Below are 18,328 nucleotides of genomic sequence, written 5' to 3' on the forward strand. Positions count from 1 at the left end.
TAAGGTGCGTTTTCTTTACTCGATTATTTCAGGATCTTCTGTGTCAGTTTCCGTAAATACAACGAAACCGATGACAACCGTTATTACAATTGAAAGGATCATTAAAAATAACATAGTAACCTCCACATCACAGTACTCTTAATAATGATTTTACAACTTCAGACGAATGAACACAAGCTTTCGCTAAAAATTCTTCATAATTCATGTCTGCTGATTCATTTGCCGAGTCGCTCATTGAACGGATAATGACAAATGGCGTGTTAAATTGCCAGCATGTCTGTGCAATACTCGCCGACTCCATATCGACACACATTGCATCCTGGAAGTTCCCTAGAATATGCTCTTTTTTAGCATCGCTGTCGATAAATGAATCACCGCTCACAACGAGACCGCTGCTGCCGTTAACTTCATCGTTTAAGGACAGCGCTGCAAGTGATTGTCTGACAAGCATGTCGTCACTTGTATATACTGCCGGCATACCAGGCACCTGGCCGTAGCTGTAGCCGAAGTTAGTTGCATCGACATCGTGATGCAGCACTTCAGTCGACACCACCATATCAGTTACCTTAAGGTTTTCACCCATCGCCCCCGCAACGCCGGTGTTAATCACGTAATCGATATCGTAACGCTCAAGAAGAAGTGCTGTAATAATACTTGCATTCACTTTACCGATACCGGATTGAACGAGTACAATGTTCTGTCCGTTTAAAGTACCTTTATATGCTGTTGTGTGTGCGATTCCTTCTTCTTTTTCCACGAGCATTGCATTTTTTAACAGTTCAACTTCCGGCTCCATAGCTCCAATGATGCCAATTGTGTAATTAGTCAATTTTAACAATCTTAACTTTCATATCGCTGCCGTTCGGTAAAGAAACTTTAACTTCGTCTTTAAGTTTAGAACCGAGCAGTGACTTAGCCATCGGAGATTCATTTGAAATTTTCCCTTCAAATGGATCGGCTTCTGCGCTTCCGACAATCTGGTAAGATTCTTCATCGCCGTCCGGAATTTCTTTGAATGTTACTGTTTTACCAAGTGCTACAGTTTTGTTATCCCCTGTGTCTTCGATAATTACAGCGTGTCTGATCATTTCTTCAATTTTCGTAATTTCTTTCTCAACGAAGCCCTGCTCGTCTTTCGCTGCATCGTACTCAGAGTTCTCTGAAAGGTCTCCGAAACTGCGTGCAACTTTAATTTTTTCTACTACATCAGGTCTTCTAACTGTTTTGTATTCTTCTAAATCTACGTGAAGCTGATCATAACCAGCTTGTGTCATTGGGTATTCTTTATTTTCCATCGTAAATCCTCCGTTATTTAAATTACTTCTTAATAATTTATTCGTTTACCAGCGTGCGTATCTTGGTTGTAATAATATCTATCGCAACCATATTTTCGCCGCCTTCCGGAATTATTATATCACTGAAGCGCTTTGTCGGCTCGATAAACTGCAGATGCATTGGGCGCACCACTGATAAATACTGTTCAATAACTGAATCCATCGAACGTCCGCGTTCTTTAATATCTCTGCTTAAGCGGCGTAAAATACGAATGTCAGAATCTGTATCGACATATAATTTTACGTCCATAAGATTTCTCAGTTCGTCATTTTCAAGGGCGAAAATACCTTCGATAATAATAACTTCTTTCGGCTCCACAGTGATTGTTTCACTGCTTCTTGTATGATTTGCATAATCGTACGTGGGAATATCTATCGTGTCACGATTTATCAATTGCTTAATATGTTCAATCAGTAAATCGTTATCAAAAGCGAATGGATGGTCGTAATTCGTCTGGAGACGTTCTTCCATCGTCTTATCACTTTGATCCTTATAATAATAATCCTGTTCGATTAAAACAATACTGTGGCCTTTCAGTGATTCCATAATCTTTCTCGTCACTGATGTCTTACCTGAACCGGAACCTCCGGCTATACCGATAATTGTCGGTTTCTCCATTCTGTTACACACCCTTAGTAAATTACGAGCAAGCCGTCGCCGACATTTAAAAATGAAGTCGTATACTCGCTGTCTTTCATTGACTGATTAAACGTTCTGACTTTGTCGCGCAGTTTACGCTTATTTTTATTTTCGACATTGTCATTGGCAATAAGTCCGCGGACAAAAATATTATCGACAATAACTAGAGCATCTTCAGTTAAATATTCTTTATATTTATTAAAAAATAACTGATTATTCCCTTTTGAAGCATCGATAAAAAGAAAATCAAACTGAGCATTGCCAAGTTCAGCTTCTTTGGCATCCGCTAAAATCGTTTTAATATTATTACTGTAGTCACTCGCCTCAATATTCTGATTGGCAATATCATGGCTCGCTTCATCTTTTTCAATCGTCGTGACATGAACACCTTCCGCCGCACTCGCAAAATGCAGAGCACTGTAACCTATAGCGGTACCGATTTCAAGAATATTTTTGACACCTTTAATTGCGATGTACTGTTTTACAACATTCAGTGCATCGCTGTCTATTATTGGTACGTGGTTATCAATAGCGTACCTGTGAATAGCAGGGAACAATTCTTCGTTCGTATTCAAATCTCTTACATAGTTTATAAGTTCCATCTAATCACCATATACAAAAAATACAACTGATAACAAAAGTTATCAGTTGTTCGTCCATTACAAAAGATAGTACCATATTTAGCACTTTTTGAAAAGAGCCGATTACTGGTTATCTATATATTTTTCTCTGTTTGCCAGATGCTCATCATACGTTTCTGCAAAGTGATTCGTACCTTCACTGTCAGCAAGGAAATAGAAATAGTTAGTATCCGACGGATTCATCGTGCTTTGCAGTGATTCCTGCCCAGGTGATGCAATCGGCCCCGGTGTTAGTCCGGCATTTAAATAAGTGTTATACGGATCTTCAACTTCCAGATCTTCAAACAAGACAACTTCCTGATGTTCGCCGAGTGCATACAGCACTGTCGGGTCAGTCTGCAGCGGCATTGCCGGATTCACAGACATACGGTTTAAAAATACACTTGCAATACGCGATCTGTCAGCGAGTGACGTTGCTTCCTCTTCAATAAGAGATGAGAATGTCAGGAACTCATGGAAAGTCAGGTCTATCGGCTCGCCTTCGTAATCGATAGTGTATTCAGGAATTGATGTGTAGAGACTATAGCTGTTCTGCTGTGTTGCATCCAGCATATTTCTAACCAGCTGTTTTAAATCAGGCTCTTCAGTCGTAATATCATATGTTGCAGGATATAAATAACCTTCAAGCGGATATTTAATATCCTCAGCTAAAATTTCATCCGTCAGCATATCAGGGTATTCACCAATCAGCTCCTGAATGAATTCTTCGTCCTCCATCAGGGTCATGAAATCATCCGCTGAAACAGGCAGGTTGCTTTCAAGCTGTGCAGATATTTCCTGCAGTGTGTAGCCTTCCGGGACTGTTACACGGTGCATCACTTCCTGATATATTGTACCGGATTCAAGTGTTCTTGCAATCTGTTCGAAGTCCATTGCAGGTGACATTTGGTAAGTCCCTGCCTGATAACTCGAAATACTGTTTAAACGCAAATATAATTCAAACATCGTACCATTTTTAACGATGCCCTGTTCTTCAAGAATATCTCCGATATCTCCGGCAGAGTATCCCTGATCAATTGACAGTTCGACTGTTTCTGTCGAATCTTCATCCACTGGCTGTAATCCGCCGCGTATGTATAAAAAGGCGGATATAATACCGATAATAATAACAATAAGTAATGCCAGGACGATGAACAGAGTAAGGTACGATGAAACATTTTTAGAAAATTTAACATCGTCGTATTTGCTCATATTGTTCTCCTATCTGAAAAAATAGCTTCCAATAAGTTATTGGAAGCTTAAATAATTTTACTCGTCGTAGTCATCCATCTGAGTGTTGACTACTTCTTCGATCATGTCCCATTCGTCATCAGTCTCAACAGGCAGGAATTTACCGCCGTCTCCATTTTCGTCAGGTACATTAATCATCGGAATGAGTTCTATGTCTTCTTCGTCATCGCTGAAATTTCCTTCTTCAGCTAAAATAACGTAGTTTTTATCGAAATCCGGGTGATAAAATTCCAGCATTTTGCGGTAAAGTACTTCTGAACCGTCCTCATCATATAGTGTAAGCAGTTCTTCTTCTTTGTTAAATTCAGTGTTTTCTTCGCTCATAATTATGCTCCTTTGTGCGGGTTATCTAAGTACCCTTGTAATATAAATACTGCTGCCATCTTGTCGATAACCGCTTTTCTTTTCTTGCGTGATAAATCTGCTTCCAGCAGAGATCTTTCAGCTGCAACTGTGCTCAGCCGCTCGTCCCACAGAGTTATTTTAACATCTGTGAGTTCAAGCGCAAGTAATTTGACGAAATACTGGGATCGCTCCCCGCTTTCGCCGATTGAGTTATTCATGTTTTTCGGGAGTCCGACTACAATTGTATCGACTTCGTTAGCCTTTGCAATCTCGACTACCTGATCTATGCCGTAATCCCCGGCATGTGTATTGATTTTAAGCGTTGTAAGTCCTTGAGCTGTCCATCCCAGTGCATCGCTTAAAGCTACACCGATTGTTTTTGTACCTAAATCAAGCCCTAAAATTCTAACCATTTATCTCTTTGGAAACGTAGTTATTAACTAGTACTTCCATTATTTCATCACGTTCAACGTGGCGAATCTGATTGCGGGCTTCATTATGACGCGGAATATAGGCTGGATCTCCGCTTTGAAGGTAACCGACGAGTTGATTAATAGGATTATAGCCGCGTTCTTCCAATGTGTTATAAACGTTAGTGAGTACTGCTTTTACGTTTTCTTCTTTACGTTCATCAACACTGAACTTCATTGTTTTATCGAACTGGTCCACAAAAAGCACTCCTATTCCTACTTCTGTATTTATTATTAATTATATCATCTTAACTGTGCTAAAGAAAATCTTTAATGTACTCGTCAACAAACTGTAATGCTGCTGTTATACTCTCGATATTTGTTCCGCCGCCCTGGGCCATATCCGGTCTTCCGCCGCCTTTGCCTCCGGCGATATTTGCCATACCTTTCATGATATCCCCTGCACGGACTTTTCCTGTTAATTCTTTCGGCACAGTAACGACGAGTGATACTTTATCGCCTGTTACTGCAGCAAGCGCTACAATTGCATCCTGATTCTGCGATTTGATTAAGTCCATCTGGTCGCGGAGATCTTTAGCATCTTTAGCTTCAACTTCTTTTCTAATGACAGTCACACCGTTTACTTGTGCTGTTGCATCGCTTAAATCATTCAGTTTTGACTGCTGAAGTTCAGCTTTCAGTTTATCGTAAACATCCTGCAGTTCTTTTTTCTCAGCAAGCAGCTGTGCAACCTTATGTTCAACATTGCTGACTTTCGACTTAACTGTAGCCGCAATATTTTCAACAGTCGTTTCATGCTCTTTGTAAATTCCAATTGCATATTTGCTCGTTACAGCCTCGATGCGTCTAATACCAGCACCGATTCCGCTCTCAGAAACAATTTTAAAAACGCCGATATCAGCAGTGTTTCTGACGTGAATACCGCCGCACAGCTCAACAGAGTATTGATCGATATCAACGACACGTACTACGTCGCCGTACTTCTCGCCGAACAAGGCCATAGCCCCTTTTTCTTTCGCTTGTGCGATCGGCATTTCTTCTATTGAAACATTTAAGCTTGCATATATTTTTTCATTAACGATATTTTCAATTGTTTCAAGCTGTTCTTCGCTTAACGATTCGAGGTGCGAAAAGTCAAAACGAAGACGCTCTGCCTGCACGAGTGATCCTGCCTGATTTGCATGTTCACCAATAACATCTTTTAATGCCTGGTGCATTAAGTGAGTTGCCGTATGGTTTTTCATGACGAAATTGCGTTTCTCGCTGTTTACTTCGAGCTTATACGTTTCTTTTGCTGTTAAAGTTCCTTCAACAACACGGATAACGTGAACGTTTTGTCCGTTAGGCGCTTTATAAACATAATCCACTTCAGCTTTGCCGTGTGCATTTGAGATTGTACCTGTATCAGCAATCTGTCCGCCGCTTTCAGCGTAGAAAGGTGTTTCAGCGAAGATTACTTCTACTGATTCTTCACCTCTATAGTCAGTGACGATTTTATCATTAGAAACGATGTACAACAGACTGCTTTCTGCTGTTTTATTGTCGTAACCTGTAAATATGCTCGGTTCTGTAATTCCGCGGAATGTTTCCGACTGTACCTGCATTGAGTCTCCTGCTTTACGCGCCTGTCTTGCACGCTGTTTCTGAGCGGTCATTTCTTCATTGAAAGCCGCTTTATCGACAGTCAGTCCGTCAAGCGCTGCATATTCAACCGTCAGTTCAAATGGGAAACCATATGTGTCATAGAGTTTGAATGCATCTTTACCGGCAATTACTTTATCGCCTGACAGTGCATGGTCACGAAGATTCTGGTAAATTTTAATGCCGTCATCAAGCGTCGCAAGGAAACGGTCTTCTTCACCTTTTACAACATCTTTAATAAATGATGCTTTTTCTTTCACGTTCGGATAAAATCCGCCCATCACATCGCCGACAACATCTACAAGGTTATACATAAATGCTTTTTCAATTTTAAGGTCTTTACTGAATCTTACTGCACGGCGGAGTAATCTGCGGAGTACATAGCCGCGCCCTTCGTTTGAGGGCAGTGCACCGTCAGCAACTGCAAATGTCACAGTTCTGATATGGTCGGAAATCACTTTAAATGCAGTGTCGAGTTCATCAGATTGACCGTATTTCTGTCCGCTGACTCTTTCTACTTCTTTAATGATTGGTACGAATAAATCTGTATCAAAGTTTGTTTGAGCATCCTGAATTACACTCACTATACGCTCAAGGCCCATTCCCGTATCAATATTTTGTTTCGGTAATGGTGTGTAGCTGCCGTCTTTATTATGGTTAAACTCACTGAATACCAGATTCCAGATTTCAAGATAACGTTCGTTTTCCCCGCCCGGATACATTTCCGCGAGCGGTGTTACTGTGTCATAATGCGCACCGCGGTCATAAAATATTTCACTGTTCGGTCCGCATGGTCCTTCACCGATATCCCAGAAGTTGCCCTCGATGCGGATAATGCGCGATTCATCTAGACCGATGACATTCTTCCAAATATTTAATGCATCTGTATCTTCGGGGTGTACTGTGACGTACAGTAAATCCGGATCAAATCCAATCCAGTCAGCGTGTGTCAGGAACTCCCAGGCCCGGACGATTGCTTCTTCTTTAAAGTAGTCGCCGATAGAAAAGTTTCCGAGCATTTCAAAGAACGTATGGTGCCGTGCTGTGAAACCAACATTTTCAATATCGTTAGTACGGATTGCTTTTTGCGCATTAACAATACGCGGATTCTTTGGTACTACACGCCCGTCAAAATATTTCTTCAGTGTAGCAACACCCGAGTTAATCCAAAGAAGTGAATCATCATCGATTGGAACGAGCGGAGCACTGGGTTCAACCATATGGTCGTGTGCTTTAAAATAATCTAAAAACATCTGACGTACTTCATTGCCTGTTAATTTTTTCATCGTTATCACTCCTGTAATTTTATAAAAGAATACAAAAAAACCGCCCCTTAAGAAAAGGGACGATTGTTACCGCGGTACCACCCAAATTATGACTAAGTCATCACTTTAGCTTGTTTTAAACTGACTGAAAAACAGCACATATACGGATTATCATTGTTTTCACCAGCCACAATGTCTCTAAAATTAATTACCGCACATTCAAAATTTCAGCTTTTATTAATTGCAATTATAATTTTTTAATCAATTAGTGTCAAACAAATTCATAGGGTGTGACACTTTCCATGCCAATCATCGGATCGACAGTCAGGTTTTCAACCATTTCTTCGGTTAAATACTCAGGCAGTTCTGACGGTTCTTTTTCGTATACTTTGCAGTATTTCTGCAAGAACTGCTGCAGCATCGTATTCCTCGGAATACCTTCACGTTTAATTGCCCCGTAAAATGCATTGGCATCGCCGCACAGAATTAAAGATTCTTTTGCCCGTGTAATTCCCGTATATATAATATTCTTCATCAGCATATGGTAATAGCTCGACACGATAGGCATAATCACTATCGGATACTCGCTCCCCTGCGCTTTATGAATACTCGTACAGTATGCGTGCGACAGTTCTGTTAAGTCACTGCGTTCATATGCAATTTTAGTATTGTCGTAGTCGACGACAAGTGTATCTTTATCAACGTCATCTTTATCTTTAAAATAAATGCCGTCGATAATGCCTGAGTCTCCGTTAAAGATATTATCTTCTGTCCGGTTAATCAGCTGAATAACTTTGTCGCCAGTCCTGTATACTTTATCTCCAAATTCAAGTTCACTTTTGTCTTCTGCTTCAGGATTTAAAATACGCTGCAGCAGCTGATTTAATGTGTTAATTCCTGCCGGGCCTCTGTAAATCGGCGCCAGCACTTGAATATCCCGCATGTCATAGCCTTTTTTAACGGCTTTTGATACTACTGTATCGACGACCTCTGCAATCTGATTCGCAGCTGCAGGAATAAACAGTCTGTCTTTAAATTTATCGCTGATATTCATCGGTACGCCTTTGTCGATATCATAAGCCAGTTTAACAATCGATGACCCTTCACCCTGACGGTATACTGTATCAAGAATTGTTGTTTTGATAGTGTCTGAACCGATTAAATCTTTAAACACCGTTCCAGGGCCGACTGACGGCAGCTGAGCACTGTCACCGACAAATACGAGTTTCGTGTGCGGCATAACGTTTTGCATAAACTGATAAAACAGCCACGTATCCACCATCGACATTTCATCGACGATGATCAGTTCGGCTTCAATTTCATTATCGATTATATCGTCGACAGCCGTATCCTGGCCCCAGCCGATTAATCTGTGAATCGTACTTGCTTCAATGCCGGATGTATCTGCCATCCGTTTCGATGCTCTGCCGGTCGGCGCCACGAGTTTAATCGGGTAATTTTTCGATTCGTAAGAATCGTAGTCTTCATATTCAAAAATTTCCTGATATAAAGTAATAATCCCTTTAACAATCGTCGTCTTTCCAGTCCCTGGACCACCGGTAATAATCGATACTTTTTCAGTTAAGGCGTTTAAAATTGCAGCCCGCTGATTATCGTTGTAATCAATCGACAGTGTCTTTTCAATATCTTTTACTACATCTTTAGCAGTATCCAAATCAATTTCATCATGATTATCACGGAGAGTATGACTGAGTTTCTCAGCTGCTTTGTGTTCTGAATAATAAATATTAGGCAGCGTAACCCGGTTTTCGGTAATAATCAGCTTTTTATTCAGTGCGAGCTGCTCCACAGCGACTGCTACGTCTTCACTTCTGAAATACATATCGCCTGTATTCAGACGTTCAAGCGTTTTCTCCTCAAGCTCATCATGCATAATATACGTATGACCAATGCTCGTAATTTCATCGCTCAGCGTATACATCACTCCGGCGACGAGACGTTCTGGATCACTTGGTGCAATACCTGCATTGATAGCAATCTGATCAGCTTTTTTAAAACCGATTCCAAAAATATCACTAACGAGCTGATACGGGTGATTCTGCAGCACGTTTAATGTGTCTTCTTTATATGTATCGATAATTTTTGAGCGTTTTGACGGCTCAATGTTTAATTTAATCATGATTAAATAAGCTTCATCAGCTACATTTGAACTGCGGACTGTTTCTGTAATCTGCAGTTTTTTTGTCTTTGTTAATCCTCTTACTTCATTTAGAGCATTGTCGTCTTTAGCAATCTTACTCAATGCATCCAGCCCGAGTGCTTCGACTATTTTTTCTGCGGTCTTTGTCCCGATACCGGGGAATTTATCGCTTGAGAAATACTGGACCAGCCCGTGGCTGGTATTCGGTATTTCCTTTTTAAATTCAGTAGCACTGAACTGCTCGCCAAAGCGTGCGTGCATCGTTACTTTGCCTGTGAATTTATAGCTTTCGGTTTCCTCGATATCGTGAAAATGACCGGTGACAATCGCATCCTCTTTAAATTGAGTATTCGTTTTCGTCACGTTGACACGCAGCACGTGAAAGCGCGTATCTTCACTCATGAAGATTACACGGTCCACATCACCGATAATATAAAGTTCATCATATATAGATGTCTGTGCATCAGGTGTCATAATAATCTACTCCAGCTCTTTAAATTTTTTCAATGCATGATGTGCCAGGTGATGGTCAGCCTGAATATCAATTGCGCGCTTAAAGTGCCTCTCGGCCGCTTCGATGTCGTCATCTTTCATATACGTCGCGAGACCGAGATTATATTCGGCATCTGCGTGATTTGTTTTCTCTGTGACTAATGTTAACAGCTTCTGCGCCGGTTCGTACTGTTCAAGCTGGCACAGTGTCAAGCCGTATTCGAAACTGATATCCATATCTTCCGGTTCGTTTTTATGAGCAGTATCAAAAAAAGGAATACTCATTAAAAAATCGCCGGTATTGACGTATGAACGTGCAATCATAAAGTTTAAATCACTGTCTTCATAATGTTTATCATAGACATTTAAATAAAGCGTCAGTGCTTCTTTATAACGTTCTGCGTTAAAATACAGATTGGCAAGCGTGTAGCCTGCACTGAAACTCTCAGGCTTCAGTACAAGGGCCTGCTGGAGAAAGCGTTCCGCTTCCTCAATTTTACCGATCTGACTCAGCACCACCGCACCATTAATATAGTGTGTTTCATCTTTCGGATTCTCATCAATTGTTTTAAAAATAATTTCCAGTGCCTTTTCATGTTCCCCTGCTTCAATATGCTTCTGATAATCAAACATTACGCAAGGTACTCCAGAGCTTCTTCCTTACGGAATACTTTATCGATTGTTGCGCCGCCGATTACTGTCTCACCGTCGTATAACACAACAGCCTGACCCGGAGTCACCGCGCTTGCACTGTCATAAGATACTTCAATCAGATCGTCTCCAAGGACTTTAACAGATACAGGCACATCTTTTTGTCGGTATCTAAATTTAGCAGTACATTCGAAGGCTTCAGCAACAGGATTGATAAAGTTCACTTCACTTGCTGTCAGACTAGTTGACAGCAGTGCTTCGTGGTGATCTCCCTGTACAACGTATAATTCATTTGTTTCAAGGTTCTTGCCGGCTACGAAATACGGTCCGCCGTCTCCGCCGATACCAAGCCCTTGACGCTGGCCGATTGTGTAGTACATTAAACCGTCGTGTTTACCCTTGTCTTCGCCGGTTTCCATATTTATCATGCGTCCTGGATTTGCAGGCAGATAGCTGCTTAAGAACTCTTTAAAGTCTCTTTCGCCGATAAAGCAAATACCGGTAGAGTCTTTTTTATCTTTCGTTGCAAGATCGTATTCATGTGCCAGTCTACGGACTTCAGGCTTTTCTAAGTGGCCGAGCGGGAACATTACTTTCGACAGCTGTTCTGTTGTCAGCTGATTTAAGAAATATGTCTGGTCCTTGTTGTTATCCACACCGCGCAGCATCTGTACGCCATTTTCGTCGTGTGTCACACGCGCATAGTGACCCGTTGCGACATAGTCTGCGCCGAGTTTCATTGCGTGATCTAAAAATGCTTTAAATTTAATTTCTTTGTTACACATTACATCCGGGTTCGGGGTGCGGCCTTTTTTATATTCATCAAGAAAATACTGGAATACACGGTCGTGATATTCTTTTTCAAAGTTTACAGAATAATAAGGAATACCGATTTCTTCCGCAACGAGTCTCACATCTTCGTAATCATCCGTTGCTGTACATACTCCAAATTCATCCGTGTCATCCCAGTTTTTCATAAATATACCGACGACGTTGTATCCCTGCTCGAGCAGTAATTTAGCCGTCACTGAAGAATCGACGCCTCCGCTCATTCCAACAACAACAGTCGTGTCTTTATTAGTCATTAAAATACTTCCTTTCTTATCCTTTAAAATTATATAAATCCATTCGAGTCGAGACCCGTATAAATATCTTTTAGTTTTGCTGCTATATATTTCATATCTTTCTCAGCTAATTGTTCTCCGAAACTGAAACGTATCGAACTTCTCGCACGGTCTTCATCGTACATTGCTTCAATAACATGAGACGGCTGTACTGTACCGGCGTTGCATGCTGAACCGCCGGAAGCATATATTCCTGCCATATCCATCGCTGTTAACAGATACTCGGATGTGCTCCAGGGGAAATACAAATTAACGATATGGTTCGTCTGTGTCCGGGCACTGCCGTTAATTTTAAACGGTACTTCCTGCTGCTGAAGCTCTGTAAGCAATGTTTCTTTTAATGCTTGAAGAACAACTGAAGTTTCTTCACGGCTCGTTTTGGCTTTGTGCATCGCTAAACTCATCGCATGTGCATATAATGTATTTTCTGTACCTGCACGCCGTTCACGCTCCTGCGAGCCGCCTGTAATTATTCTGTTCAGATGGGTATTGCGTTTTATAAACAAAACACCGATGCCTTTTGGTGCATGCAGCTTATGACCGCTCAATGTAAGAAAATCGCAGTCCAGAGTGTTTACATTTACCGGCAGCTGTTTAAATGCCTGTACTGCATCAACGTGCAGCAATGCATTGCTGTCTTTTACCGCTTCACTGATTTCTGCCATCGGCTGAATTGTGCCTGTTTCATTATTTACCATAATAATCGACACAAGTTTTGTTTGTTCTGTCAGTGCGTTTCTCAGCTCATCGATATTAATTCGACCATTTTCATCGACGCTTAAATAAGTCACATCAGCAGTCTTTTCCACATCTGCGTATGTTTCTTTTACAGAAGCATGTTCAACTGCTGTCGTAATAATATGCGGATTATCATAGTAACTTGTAATACCGCGGATGACCATATTATTCGCTTCAGTAGCACTGCCTGTGAATACTATTTCATCTGGCTTGGCACCAAGCTCTTGTGCAACATTTTTACGCGACGTTTCGTAAAATGCCTTAGCTTCTTTGCCGATACGGTGAATGCTTGACGGATTGCCGAATTTATCCGCGTTATCGAGCATACTTTTTAAAATTTCTTTATCTATAGGAGTCGTGGCTGCATAATCCACATAAATTGACATGTTATCCCTACCCATCATCTACATTTAATTCTTATAGATTTTACCACGTTCAAGCAGATATTTATACTTTTCTGTTTGGTTATAAGAGAATACTATATGATAGATAATTTAGTTGGAGGTTTCAGGATGACAAAGAAAATAAATATTTCAGTACTTAATTTAGTACCTGTCCGCGAAGGCTCAAATGCAACAGGTGCATTTGAAGATATGATAAAGCTCGCTAAACATGTAGACGGCTCAAGTTACCAGCGCTACTGGATATCTGAACACCACAATATGATATCCATCGCATCGAGTGCAACGCGCCAGCTGATTCAGCATATTCTTCAGAACACTGAACATCTCCGCGTCGGGAGCGGCGGGGTCATGCTGCCAAACCATTCACCATATATTGTAGCTGAAGAATTCGGTACGCTGCACGCCATATTCGGCGACCGTCTGGATTTAGGTCTTGGACGTGCACCAGGAACGGATATGCTGACAGCAAATGCCATCCGCCGCAACAATCATGACGGTGTATTTTCATTTAAAGATGAAATTGAAGAGCTGCAGAGATATTTATCGAACTCAGGCACATCCCTTGTTGCCTATCCCGGCAAGAATACAAACATTCCAATTTATGTACTCGGTTCATCTACGGATTCTGCACATATCGCAGCGAGCCTCGGTCTGCCTTATGCATTCGCAGCACACTTTGCACCGGCACAGATGAAAGATGCATTTACAATTTATGAAAACAACTTTAAACCGAGCAAACAACTGTCTGAGCCGTATAAAATGGTTTCTAATAATGTGATCTTAGCGGATACTAATGTTCAGGCTGAGTATTTGGCAACAACACACTACCAGAATATACTCGGCATGTTCAGAAGTTCCCGTCAGCTGCTTCAGCCCCCGGTCGACTCAATGGACGGCATCTGGTCACCGCGTGAAGAACACACAATCAACACACAATTCCCGCTGCAGTTCTTCGGGACGAAAGAAGATGCTCTGCAGCAGCTTAAAGACTTCCAGCAAGAATTCAATGTTGATGAAATTATCGCAGCAGCATATATTTATGATGTCGATCAGTTATTGAAATCATATGACATATTCGAAGAAGCCGTTAAGGAATATAACGCGGAAATTGAATAAGGTTTAAATTTGACAGCAGAGTCGTCCTTTTGAAGACGGTTCTGCTGTTTTTTTGCTGGTGGTTTTGTTTGGAGTACTACACCGGGTCGCCGTCGTACTCCAGCAACTCTTAAAGTACAACACCGGGTCGCCGTCGTACTCCAGCAACTCTTAAAGTACTACACCCGTTCGCCGTCGTACTCCAGCAACTCTTAAAGTACTACACCCGTTCACCGTCGTACTCCAGCACCTTTTAAAGTACAACACCCGTTCACCGTCGTACTCCAGCAACTTTTAAAGTACAACACCAGTTCGCCGTCGTACTCCAGCAACTCTTAAAGTACTACACCGGTTCGCCGTCGTACTCCAGCAACTCTTAAAGTACTACACCCCATATCAAACAAAATAAAAAGGGCTGATTATCAGCCCTTACAATTGAAGCTATTCTTTTTTACCGTCTTTTGTATACGTCACGACGTTAGAATCTTTATTCTCTGCAATCTCACGAGCGCGCTCCACAGCTTCGGTCTTATATTTATAAGTGCCGGCTGCGCGCTCTGCTTTAACGGATTTCACTGTCCATTCACCAGCTTCGCTGTCATACGAGACGACAACGTCTTCATCCAGCAGATCCGGATTGGAACTGTCGGTATCGTGTGTATCGTTTTTCGACGGATTGGGTTCTTCGTCAAATTCTTTCAGTTCTTTGTCAGATGCGTTTTCGTACCAGTCTTTACCTTCAGACGTTGCAATCGGAATTGCGCGGTCTTCACTGTAGCCGCTGTCCAGAAGAGCATTCGCAATATCGATAATCTTTTTGCGCTGTAGAGCATCAAAGTTCTTCAGTGAATCGGGATAGTCCTGCATATTCCAAGCCATGGTATCAGTCCTTTTTATAACATAGTTAACTCTTACCAGTTTTCCCTTTTAACTGTTTCTTAAACGCCCGACTTCGTATACACGCTTACAATTTCATGGTGAACGTCTTCGACAGACTGCAGATTTTTAAGTACTGTATTAAGCGTATCTTCCTCAGCCAGTGTCAGTACTGTCGGTCCTGCCCCGCTGATCACTGTAGCGAGTGCGCCTGAACCGAGCGCCGCAGCTTTAATGTCATCGAATTCTTTAATTAACGGCTGACGGTACGGCTCATGGAAGCTGTCTTTCATCATCAGCTCGCCCATCAGTTTGTAATCTTTATTATGCAGTGCCAGAATCATCACGTTCGCAAGTGCATTTTGCGCGACTGCTTCATTTCTCGTATAAGCATTCGGCAGCACATCTCTCGCGTCTTCTGTATTAATTTCATATTCAGGGACGCTGACAATTAAGCCGAGATTATCCAGAATTAGATGATAGTAAAACAACTCGCCCTGCTGGTAATAGCCGACGAATGCGCCGCCTGTAATACACGGACCGATGTTATCAGGATGGCCTTCGATTTCACAGCCGATAAGCACTTTATCGTACTCGGATAAATTTAGTTCTAAAAAGTGGTCGGCGATTTCAATGCCCGCAACGATGGCACTGGATGACGACCCGAGGCCGTGCGATAAAGGAATCTCACTCTGCATTTCAATATGCAGCGCCGGCAGTTCCCTGCCGTATTTTTTTGCAATATTTTGTGCAGTTGTAAAGACTAAGTTTGTCTCATCTGACGGCAGCACTGATAATGCGAAGTCTTTAAATGATACTTTAAATTCGTCTGAAATATTTGCTTCGATATACAGAAATTTATTAACAGCGACACCGATTGAGTCAAATCCGAGTCCGAGGTTTGCACTCGACGCCGGTATTTTTAACGATAAATCAGCCATTTTACTGTTCTAAACTTTCAATATATTCAACGATAATTTCTTCATCCAGCGGTAATTTCTTAGGCTGATCCAGTGCAACTTCCATCGCTGTATCCGGATCTTTCAAACCGTTGCCTGTCAATACAGTAACGACTGTCGAGCCTTTTTCAATACTCCCGTTTTCAACTGATTTAATGACACCTGCAAGTGAGGCAGCTGAACCTGGTTCACAGAATACGCCTTCTGTTGATGCGACCAGTTTATATGCAGAGAGGATTTCTTCATCAGTCACAGAATCAATTTTACCGCCTGACTCATCGCGTGCCGCTACTGCTTTATCCCAGCTGGCCGGATTGCCGATACGAATTGCAGTGCCGACAGTTTCAGGATTTTCGATAACTTTATCTTGCACGATTGCTGCTGAGCCTTCTGCTTCAAAACCGTACATTTTCGGCAGCGATGACCCTTTTTTCTCATTATATTCTTTAAATCCTTTCCAGTAAGCTGCAATATTTGCAGCATTGCCGACAGGAATACATAAATAGTCCGGCGCTTTTCCTAAAGCATCAACGACTTCAAATGAAGCTGTTTTCTGGCATTCGATACGGTATGGATTTAACGAGTTAACGAGTTCGATGCCTTCGTTGTCATCAGAAATTTTGCGCACAATTTTTAATGCATCATCAAAGTTTCCTTCAATCGTTACTGTTTTCGCACCAGACATCATCGCCTGCGTTACTTTGCCGAGAGCCACTTTCCCTTCAGGCAGCACAACGATTGAGTTTAAACCTGCGCGTGCTGCATAGGCAGAAGCTGCTGCAGAAGTATTGCCAGTGGACGCACAGATTACAGTATGTGCACCGTTCTCCTTCGCTTTAGCGACTGCGAGCACCATGCCGCGGTCTTTAAATGAACCTGTCGGATTTAAACCTTCGAACTTGGCATGCAGTTCAATACCGAGCTGCAGAGAAATCTTTTCAAGTTTAATCAATGGAGTATTTCCTTCATACAAAGTCAGTTCCGGTGTGTTTTCTGTTACAGGTAAATATTCTTTATATTCTTTTAAGACACCTTGCCACGTCATTATTATTCAGCTCCATTTATTTTATACACTGCTTCAACTGCAAATGCATCTTTAATTTTTTGTAATACTGTTCCGCTCATTTTAACTGTTCTTAATGTAACTTCCTGTGTATCAATAATATCAAATTGCACATCAAGCGATGATAAAAACGCTTGAACATCATGTAAAGATTCGTTAAATCTTAAATAATACGCGCTGTCTGGAAGTTCTTCAGACAGCAAACCATTTTCTTCAGGTACATTTTTCGCTGCCGTTTGAATCACAGCACTGTTAATCATGTCACTGACTACAGCTGAAGCAGTCTCATAGCTGCCTGCACCGGGGCCGTAGAACATTGCTTCGCCGATCATGTTGCCGTTAACGAACACAGCATTTTTTTCATAGTGCACATTCGCCAGCTGATGTGTTGTTTCAACGAATATCGGTTCAACTGCAAGATTGTATTTGCCCTCGATATCTTCAGCGACACCGAGCAGCTTTAATGTTAAACCAGCACTTTTTGCAAGCTCAATATCTTTTATATCCACAGTGGAAATACCGTTTAATTTCACCTGATCGAGCGTAAATTTTTTATCGAATGCGAGACGTGCAAGAAGCAGTGTTTTACGTGCGGCATCAATACCTTCAACGTCAGCCGTCGGATCCGCTTCAGCATAGCCGATGGCCTGTGCATCTTTCAATGCATCATCGTAGTTCCAGCCGTCAAATGCCATCTTCGATAAAATATAGTTTGTCGTACCGTTTAAAATACCCATAACCTTTGAAATCTTATTAGCATTTAAACTGTGCTGAATCGTATGAATAATCGGAATACCCCCCGCTACTGCCGCTTCATAATATAAAGCCGTATTATTTTGTGCAGCCGACTTCTCAAGCTCATCTATATGCACAGCGAGCATATCTTTGTTCGCAGTTACTACCGTTATTCCTTTTTCTAAAAATTTATTAATAATATCTTTCGTGCTGTCAATACCGCCCATTACTTCGACAGCAAGATCAATATCTGCATTTTGAATTTCGGTAATATCATCGGTCACCCGAATCCCTGACACATCAGCAGTTCTGGTTTTCGTCGTATCCGTAACCAGAACATGGGTAATTTTAAAGCTCACCCCTGTCGATGAATGTATCAAATCTTCGTTTTCTCGTATTAAATTAACGACACCGCTGCCCACGGTGCCCATGCCGAGTAAAGCAATTTTCTTATCCATAGTGACCTCCAATATTAATTAGTATAAATACTCATATTAGAGCGG

18 protein-coding genes are annotated in these 18,328 nt (G+C 41.6%); 1 reads left to right on the top strand and 17 read right to left on the bottom strand.

The annotated features are described in order from the left end of the window. Positions 1-127: 127 nt before the first annotated feature. The 13 genes from H625_RS0100975 to H625_RS0101035 form a co-directional block, all read right to left on the bottom strand. Complete coding sequence (locus H625_RS0100975; RefSeq protein WP_026858208.1) at positions 128-829, bottom strand: 5'-methylthioadenosine/adenosylhomocysteine nucleosidase; 702 nt, start codon at positions 827-829, stop codon at positions 128-130. Next, on the bottom strand, positions 822-1,295 hold the full coding sequence (greA, locus tag H625_RS0100980; RefSeq protein WP_026858209.1) for a transcription elongation factor GreA: 474 nt from the start codon (positions 1,293-1,295) through the stop codon (positions 822-824). Before greA ends, H625_RS0100975 begins: the two co-directional genes overlap by 8 nt. Before the next feature lie 37 nt (positions 1,296-1,332). Continuing rightward, the gene (gene udk / locus H625_RS0100985; RefSeq protein WP_026858210.1) at positions 1,333-1,953 is read right to left on the bottom strand and encodes a uridine kinase; all 621 of its coding nucleotides are present in this window, start codon (positions 1,951-1,953) and stop codon (positions 1,333-1,335) included. Positions 1,954-1,967: 14 nt separating this feature from the next. After that, complete coding sequence (locus H625_RS0100990) at positions 1,968-2,576, bottom strand: O-methyltransferase (protein ID WP_026858211.1); 609 nt, start codon at positions 2,574-2,576, stop codon at positions 1,968-1,970. A gap of 102 nt (positions 2,577-2,678) precedes the next feature. Next, entirely contained in the window at positions 2,679-3,806 is a 1,128-nt protein-coding gene (mltG, locus tag H625_RS0100995; RefSeq protein WP_026858212.1) for an endolytic transglycosylase MltG, read from the bottom strand. A gap of 57 nt (positions 3,807-3,863) precedes the next feature. Further along, positions 3,864-4,169, bottom strand: coding sequence for a DUF1292 domain-containing protein (locus H625_RS0101000; RefSeq protein ID WP_026858213.1), 306 nt, complete (start codon positions 4,167-4,169; stop codon positions 3,864-3,866). Positions 4,170-4,171: 2 nt separating this feature from the next. Further along, positions 4,172-4,603: a Holliday junction resolvase RuvX gene (gene ruvX, locus H625_RS0101005; RefSeq protein WP_026858214.1), complete on the bottom strand. Its 432-nt coding sequence runs from the start codon at positions 4,601-4,603 to the stop codon at positions 4,172-4,174. Then, positions 4,596-4,859, bottom strand: coding sequence for an IreB family regulatory phosphoprotein (locus H625_RS0101010; RefSeq protein ID WP_026858215.1), 264 nt, complete (start codon positions 4,857-4,859; stop codon positions 4,596-4,598). The genes ruvX and H625_RS0101010 overlap by 8 nt, the downstream gene beginning before the upstream one ends. A 58-nt stretch (positions 4,860-4,917) precedes the next feature. Further along, on the bottom strand, positions 4,918-7,548 hold the full coding sequence (gene alaS / locus H625_RS0101015) for an alanine--tRNA ligase (RefSeq protein ID WP_026858216.1): 2,631 nt from the start codon (positions 7,546-7,548) through the stop codon (positions 4,918-4,920). A 250-nt stretch (positions 7,549-7,798) separates the two neighbouring features. Next, positions 7,799-10,162 (bottom strand): SF1B family DNA helicase RecD2, encoded by a 2,364-nt coding sequence (gene recD2 / locus H625_RS0101020; RefSeq protein ID WP_035784890.1) that lies wholly within the window; start codon positions 10,160-10,162, stop codon positions 7,799-7,801. A gap of 6 nt (positions 10,163-10,168) precedes the next feature. Next, entirely contained in the window at positions 10,169-10,813 is a 645-nt protein-coding gene (locus H625_RS0101025) for a tetratricopeptide repeat protein (RefSeq protein WP_026858218.1), read from the bottom strand. Next, the gene (gene mnmA, locus H625_RS0101030; protein ID WP_026858219.1) at positions 10,813-11,916 is read right to left on the bottom strand and encodes a tRNA 2-thiouridine(34) synthase MnmA; all 1,104 of its coding nucleotides are present in this window, start codon (positions 11,914-11,916) and stop codon (positions 10,813-10,815) included. Before mnmA ends, H625_RS0101025 begins: the two co-directional genes overlap by 1 nt. 29 nt (positions 11,917-11,945) lie before the next feature. Further along, entirely contained in the window at positions 11,946-13,079 is a 1,134-nt protein-coding gene (locus H625_RS0101035; protein WP_026858220.1) for a cysteine desulfurase family protein, read from the bottom strand. 126 nt (positions 13,080-13,205) lie between these two features. Here H625_RS0101035 and H625_RS0101040 point away from each other — a divergent pair, with 126 nt between their 5' ends. Then, complete coding sequence (locus tag H625_RS0101040; protein WP_026858221.1) at positions 13,206-14,213, top strand: LLM class flavin-dependent oxidoreductase; 1,008 nt, start codon at positions 13,206-13,208, stop codon at positions 14,211-14,213. Between the two features lie 420 nt (positions 14,214-14,633). On the opposite strand, the gene H625_RS0101045 is transcribed toward H625_RS0101040, so the two are convergent. From H625_RS0101045 to H625_RS0101060, 4 genes are read right to left on the bottom strand one after another with little or no spacing between them, the layout of a single operon-like run. After that, the gene (locus tag H625_RS0101045; RefSeq protein WP_026858222.1) at positions 14,634-15,071 is read right to left on the bottom strand and encodes a DUF2188 domain-containing protein; all 438 of its coding nucleotides are present in this window, start codon (positions 15,069-15,071) and stop codon (positions 14,634-14,636) included. Between the two features lie 59 nt (positions 15,072-15,130). Further along, positions 15,131-16,009, bottom strand: a complete 879-nt coding sequence (thrB, locus tag H625_RS0101050; RefSeq protein WP_026858223.1) for a homoserine kinase — start codon at positions 16,007-16,009, stop codon at positions 15,131-15,133. 1 nt (position 16,010) lies between these two features. Next, positions 16,011-17,072, bottom strand: coding sequence for a threonine synthase (thrC, locus tag H625_RS0101055; RefSeq protein WP_026858224.1), 1,062 nt, complete (start codon positions 17,070-17,072; stop codon positions 16,011-16,013). A 2-nt stretch (positions 17,073-17,074) separates the two neighbouring features. Next, complete coding sequence (locus H625_RS0101060) at positions 17,075-18,283, bottom strand: homoserine dehydrogenase (RefSeq protein ID WP_026858225.1); 1,209 nt, start codon at positions 18,281-18,283, stop codon at positions 17,075-17,077. Positions 18,284-18,328 lie beyond the last annotated feature (45 nt).

Origin of the sequence: Jeotgalicoccus psychrophilus DSM 19085, assembly GCF_000425845.1 — a bacterium.
GTDB classification, from domain to species: domain Bacteria; phylum Bacillota; class Bacilli; order Staphylococcales; family Salinicoccaceae; genus Jeotgalicoccus; species Jeotgalicoccus psychrophilus.

Coding starts and splice junctions, on each gene's coding strand:
- greA (WP_026858209.1), bottom strand. CDS start 1,295: ATGGAAAATAAAGAATACCCAATGACACAAGCTGGTTATGATCAGCTT.
- udk (WP_026858210.1), bottom strand. CDS start 1,953: ATGGAGAAACCGACAATTATCGGTATAGCCGGAGGTTCCGGTTCAGGT.
- H625_RS0100990 (WP_026858211.1), bottom strand. CDS start 2,576: ATGGAACTTATAAACTATGTAAGAGATTTGAATACGAACGAAGAATTG.
- mltG (WP_026858212.1), bottom strand. CDS start 3,806: ATGAGCAAATACGACGATGTTAAATTTTCTAAAAATGTTTCATCGTAC.
- H625_RS0101000 (WP_026858213.1), bottom strand. CDS start 4,169: ATGAGCGAAGAAAACACTGAATTTAACAAAGAAGAAGAACTGCTTACA.
- ruvX (WP_026858214.1), bottom strand. CDS start 4,603: ATGGTTAGAATTTTAGGGCTTGATTTAGGTACAAAAACAATCGGTGTA.
- alaS (WP_026858216.1), bottom strand. CDS start 7,548: ATGAAAAAATTAACAGGCAATGAAGTACGTCAGATGTTTTTAGATTAT.
- recD2 (WP_035784890.1), bottom strand. CDS start 10,162: ATGACACCTGATGCACAGACATCTATATATGATGAACTTTATATTATC.
- H625_RS0101025 (WP_026858218.1), bottom strand. CDS start 10,813: ATGTTTGATTATCAGAAGCATATTGAAGCAGGGGAACATGAAAAGGCA.
- mnmA (WP_026858219.1), bottom strand. CDS start 11,916: ATGACTAATAAAGACACGACTGTTGTTGTTGGAATGAGCGGAGGCGTC.
- H625_RS0101035 (WP_026858220.1), bottom strand. CDS start 13,079: ATGTCAATTTATGTGGATTATGCAGCCACGACTCCTATAGATAAAGAA.
- H625_RS0101040 (WP_026858221.1), top strand. CDS start 13,206: ATGACAAAGAAAATAAATATTTCAGTACTTAATTTAGTACCTGTCCGC.
- H625_RS0101045 (WP_026858222.1), bottom strand. CDS start 15,071: ATGGCTTGGAATATGCAGGACTATCCCGATTCACTGAAGAACTTTGAT.
- thrB (WP_026858223.1), bottom strand. CDS start 16,009: ATGGCTGATTTATCGTTAAAAATACCGGCGTCGAGTGCAAACCTCGGA.
- thrC (WP_026858224.1), bottom strand. CDS start 17,072: ATGACGTGGCAAGGTGTCTTAAAAGAATATAAAGAATATTTACCTGTA.
- H625_RS0101060 (WP_026858225.1), bottom strand. CDS start 18,283: ATGGATAAGAAAATTGCTTTACTCGGCATGGGCACCGTGGGCAGCGGT.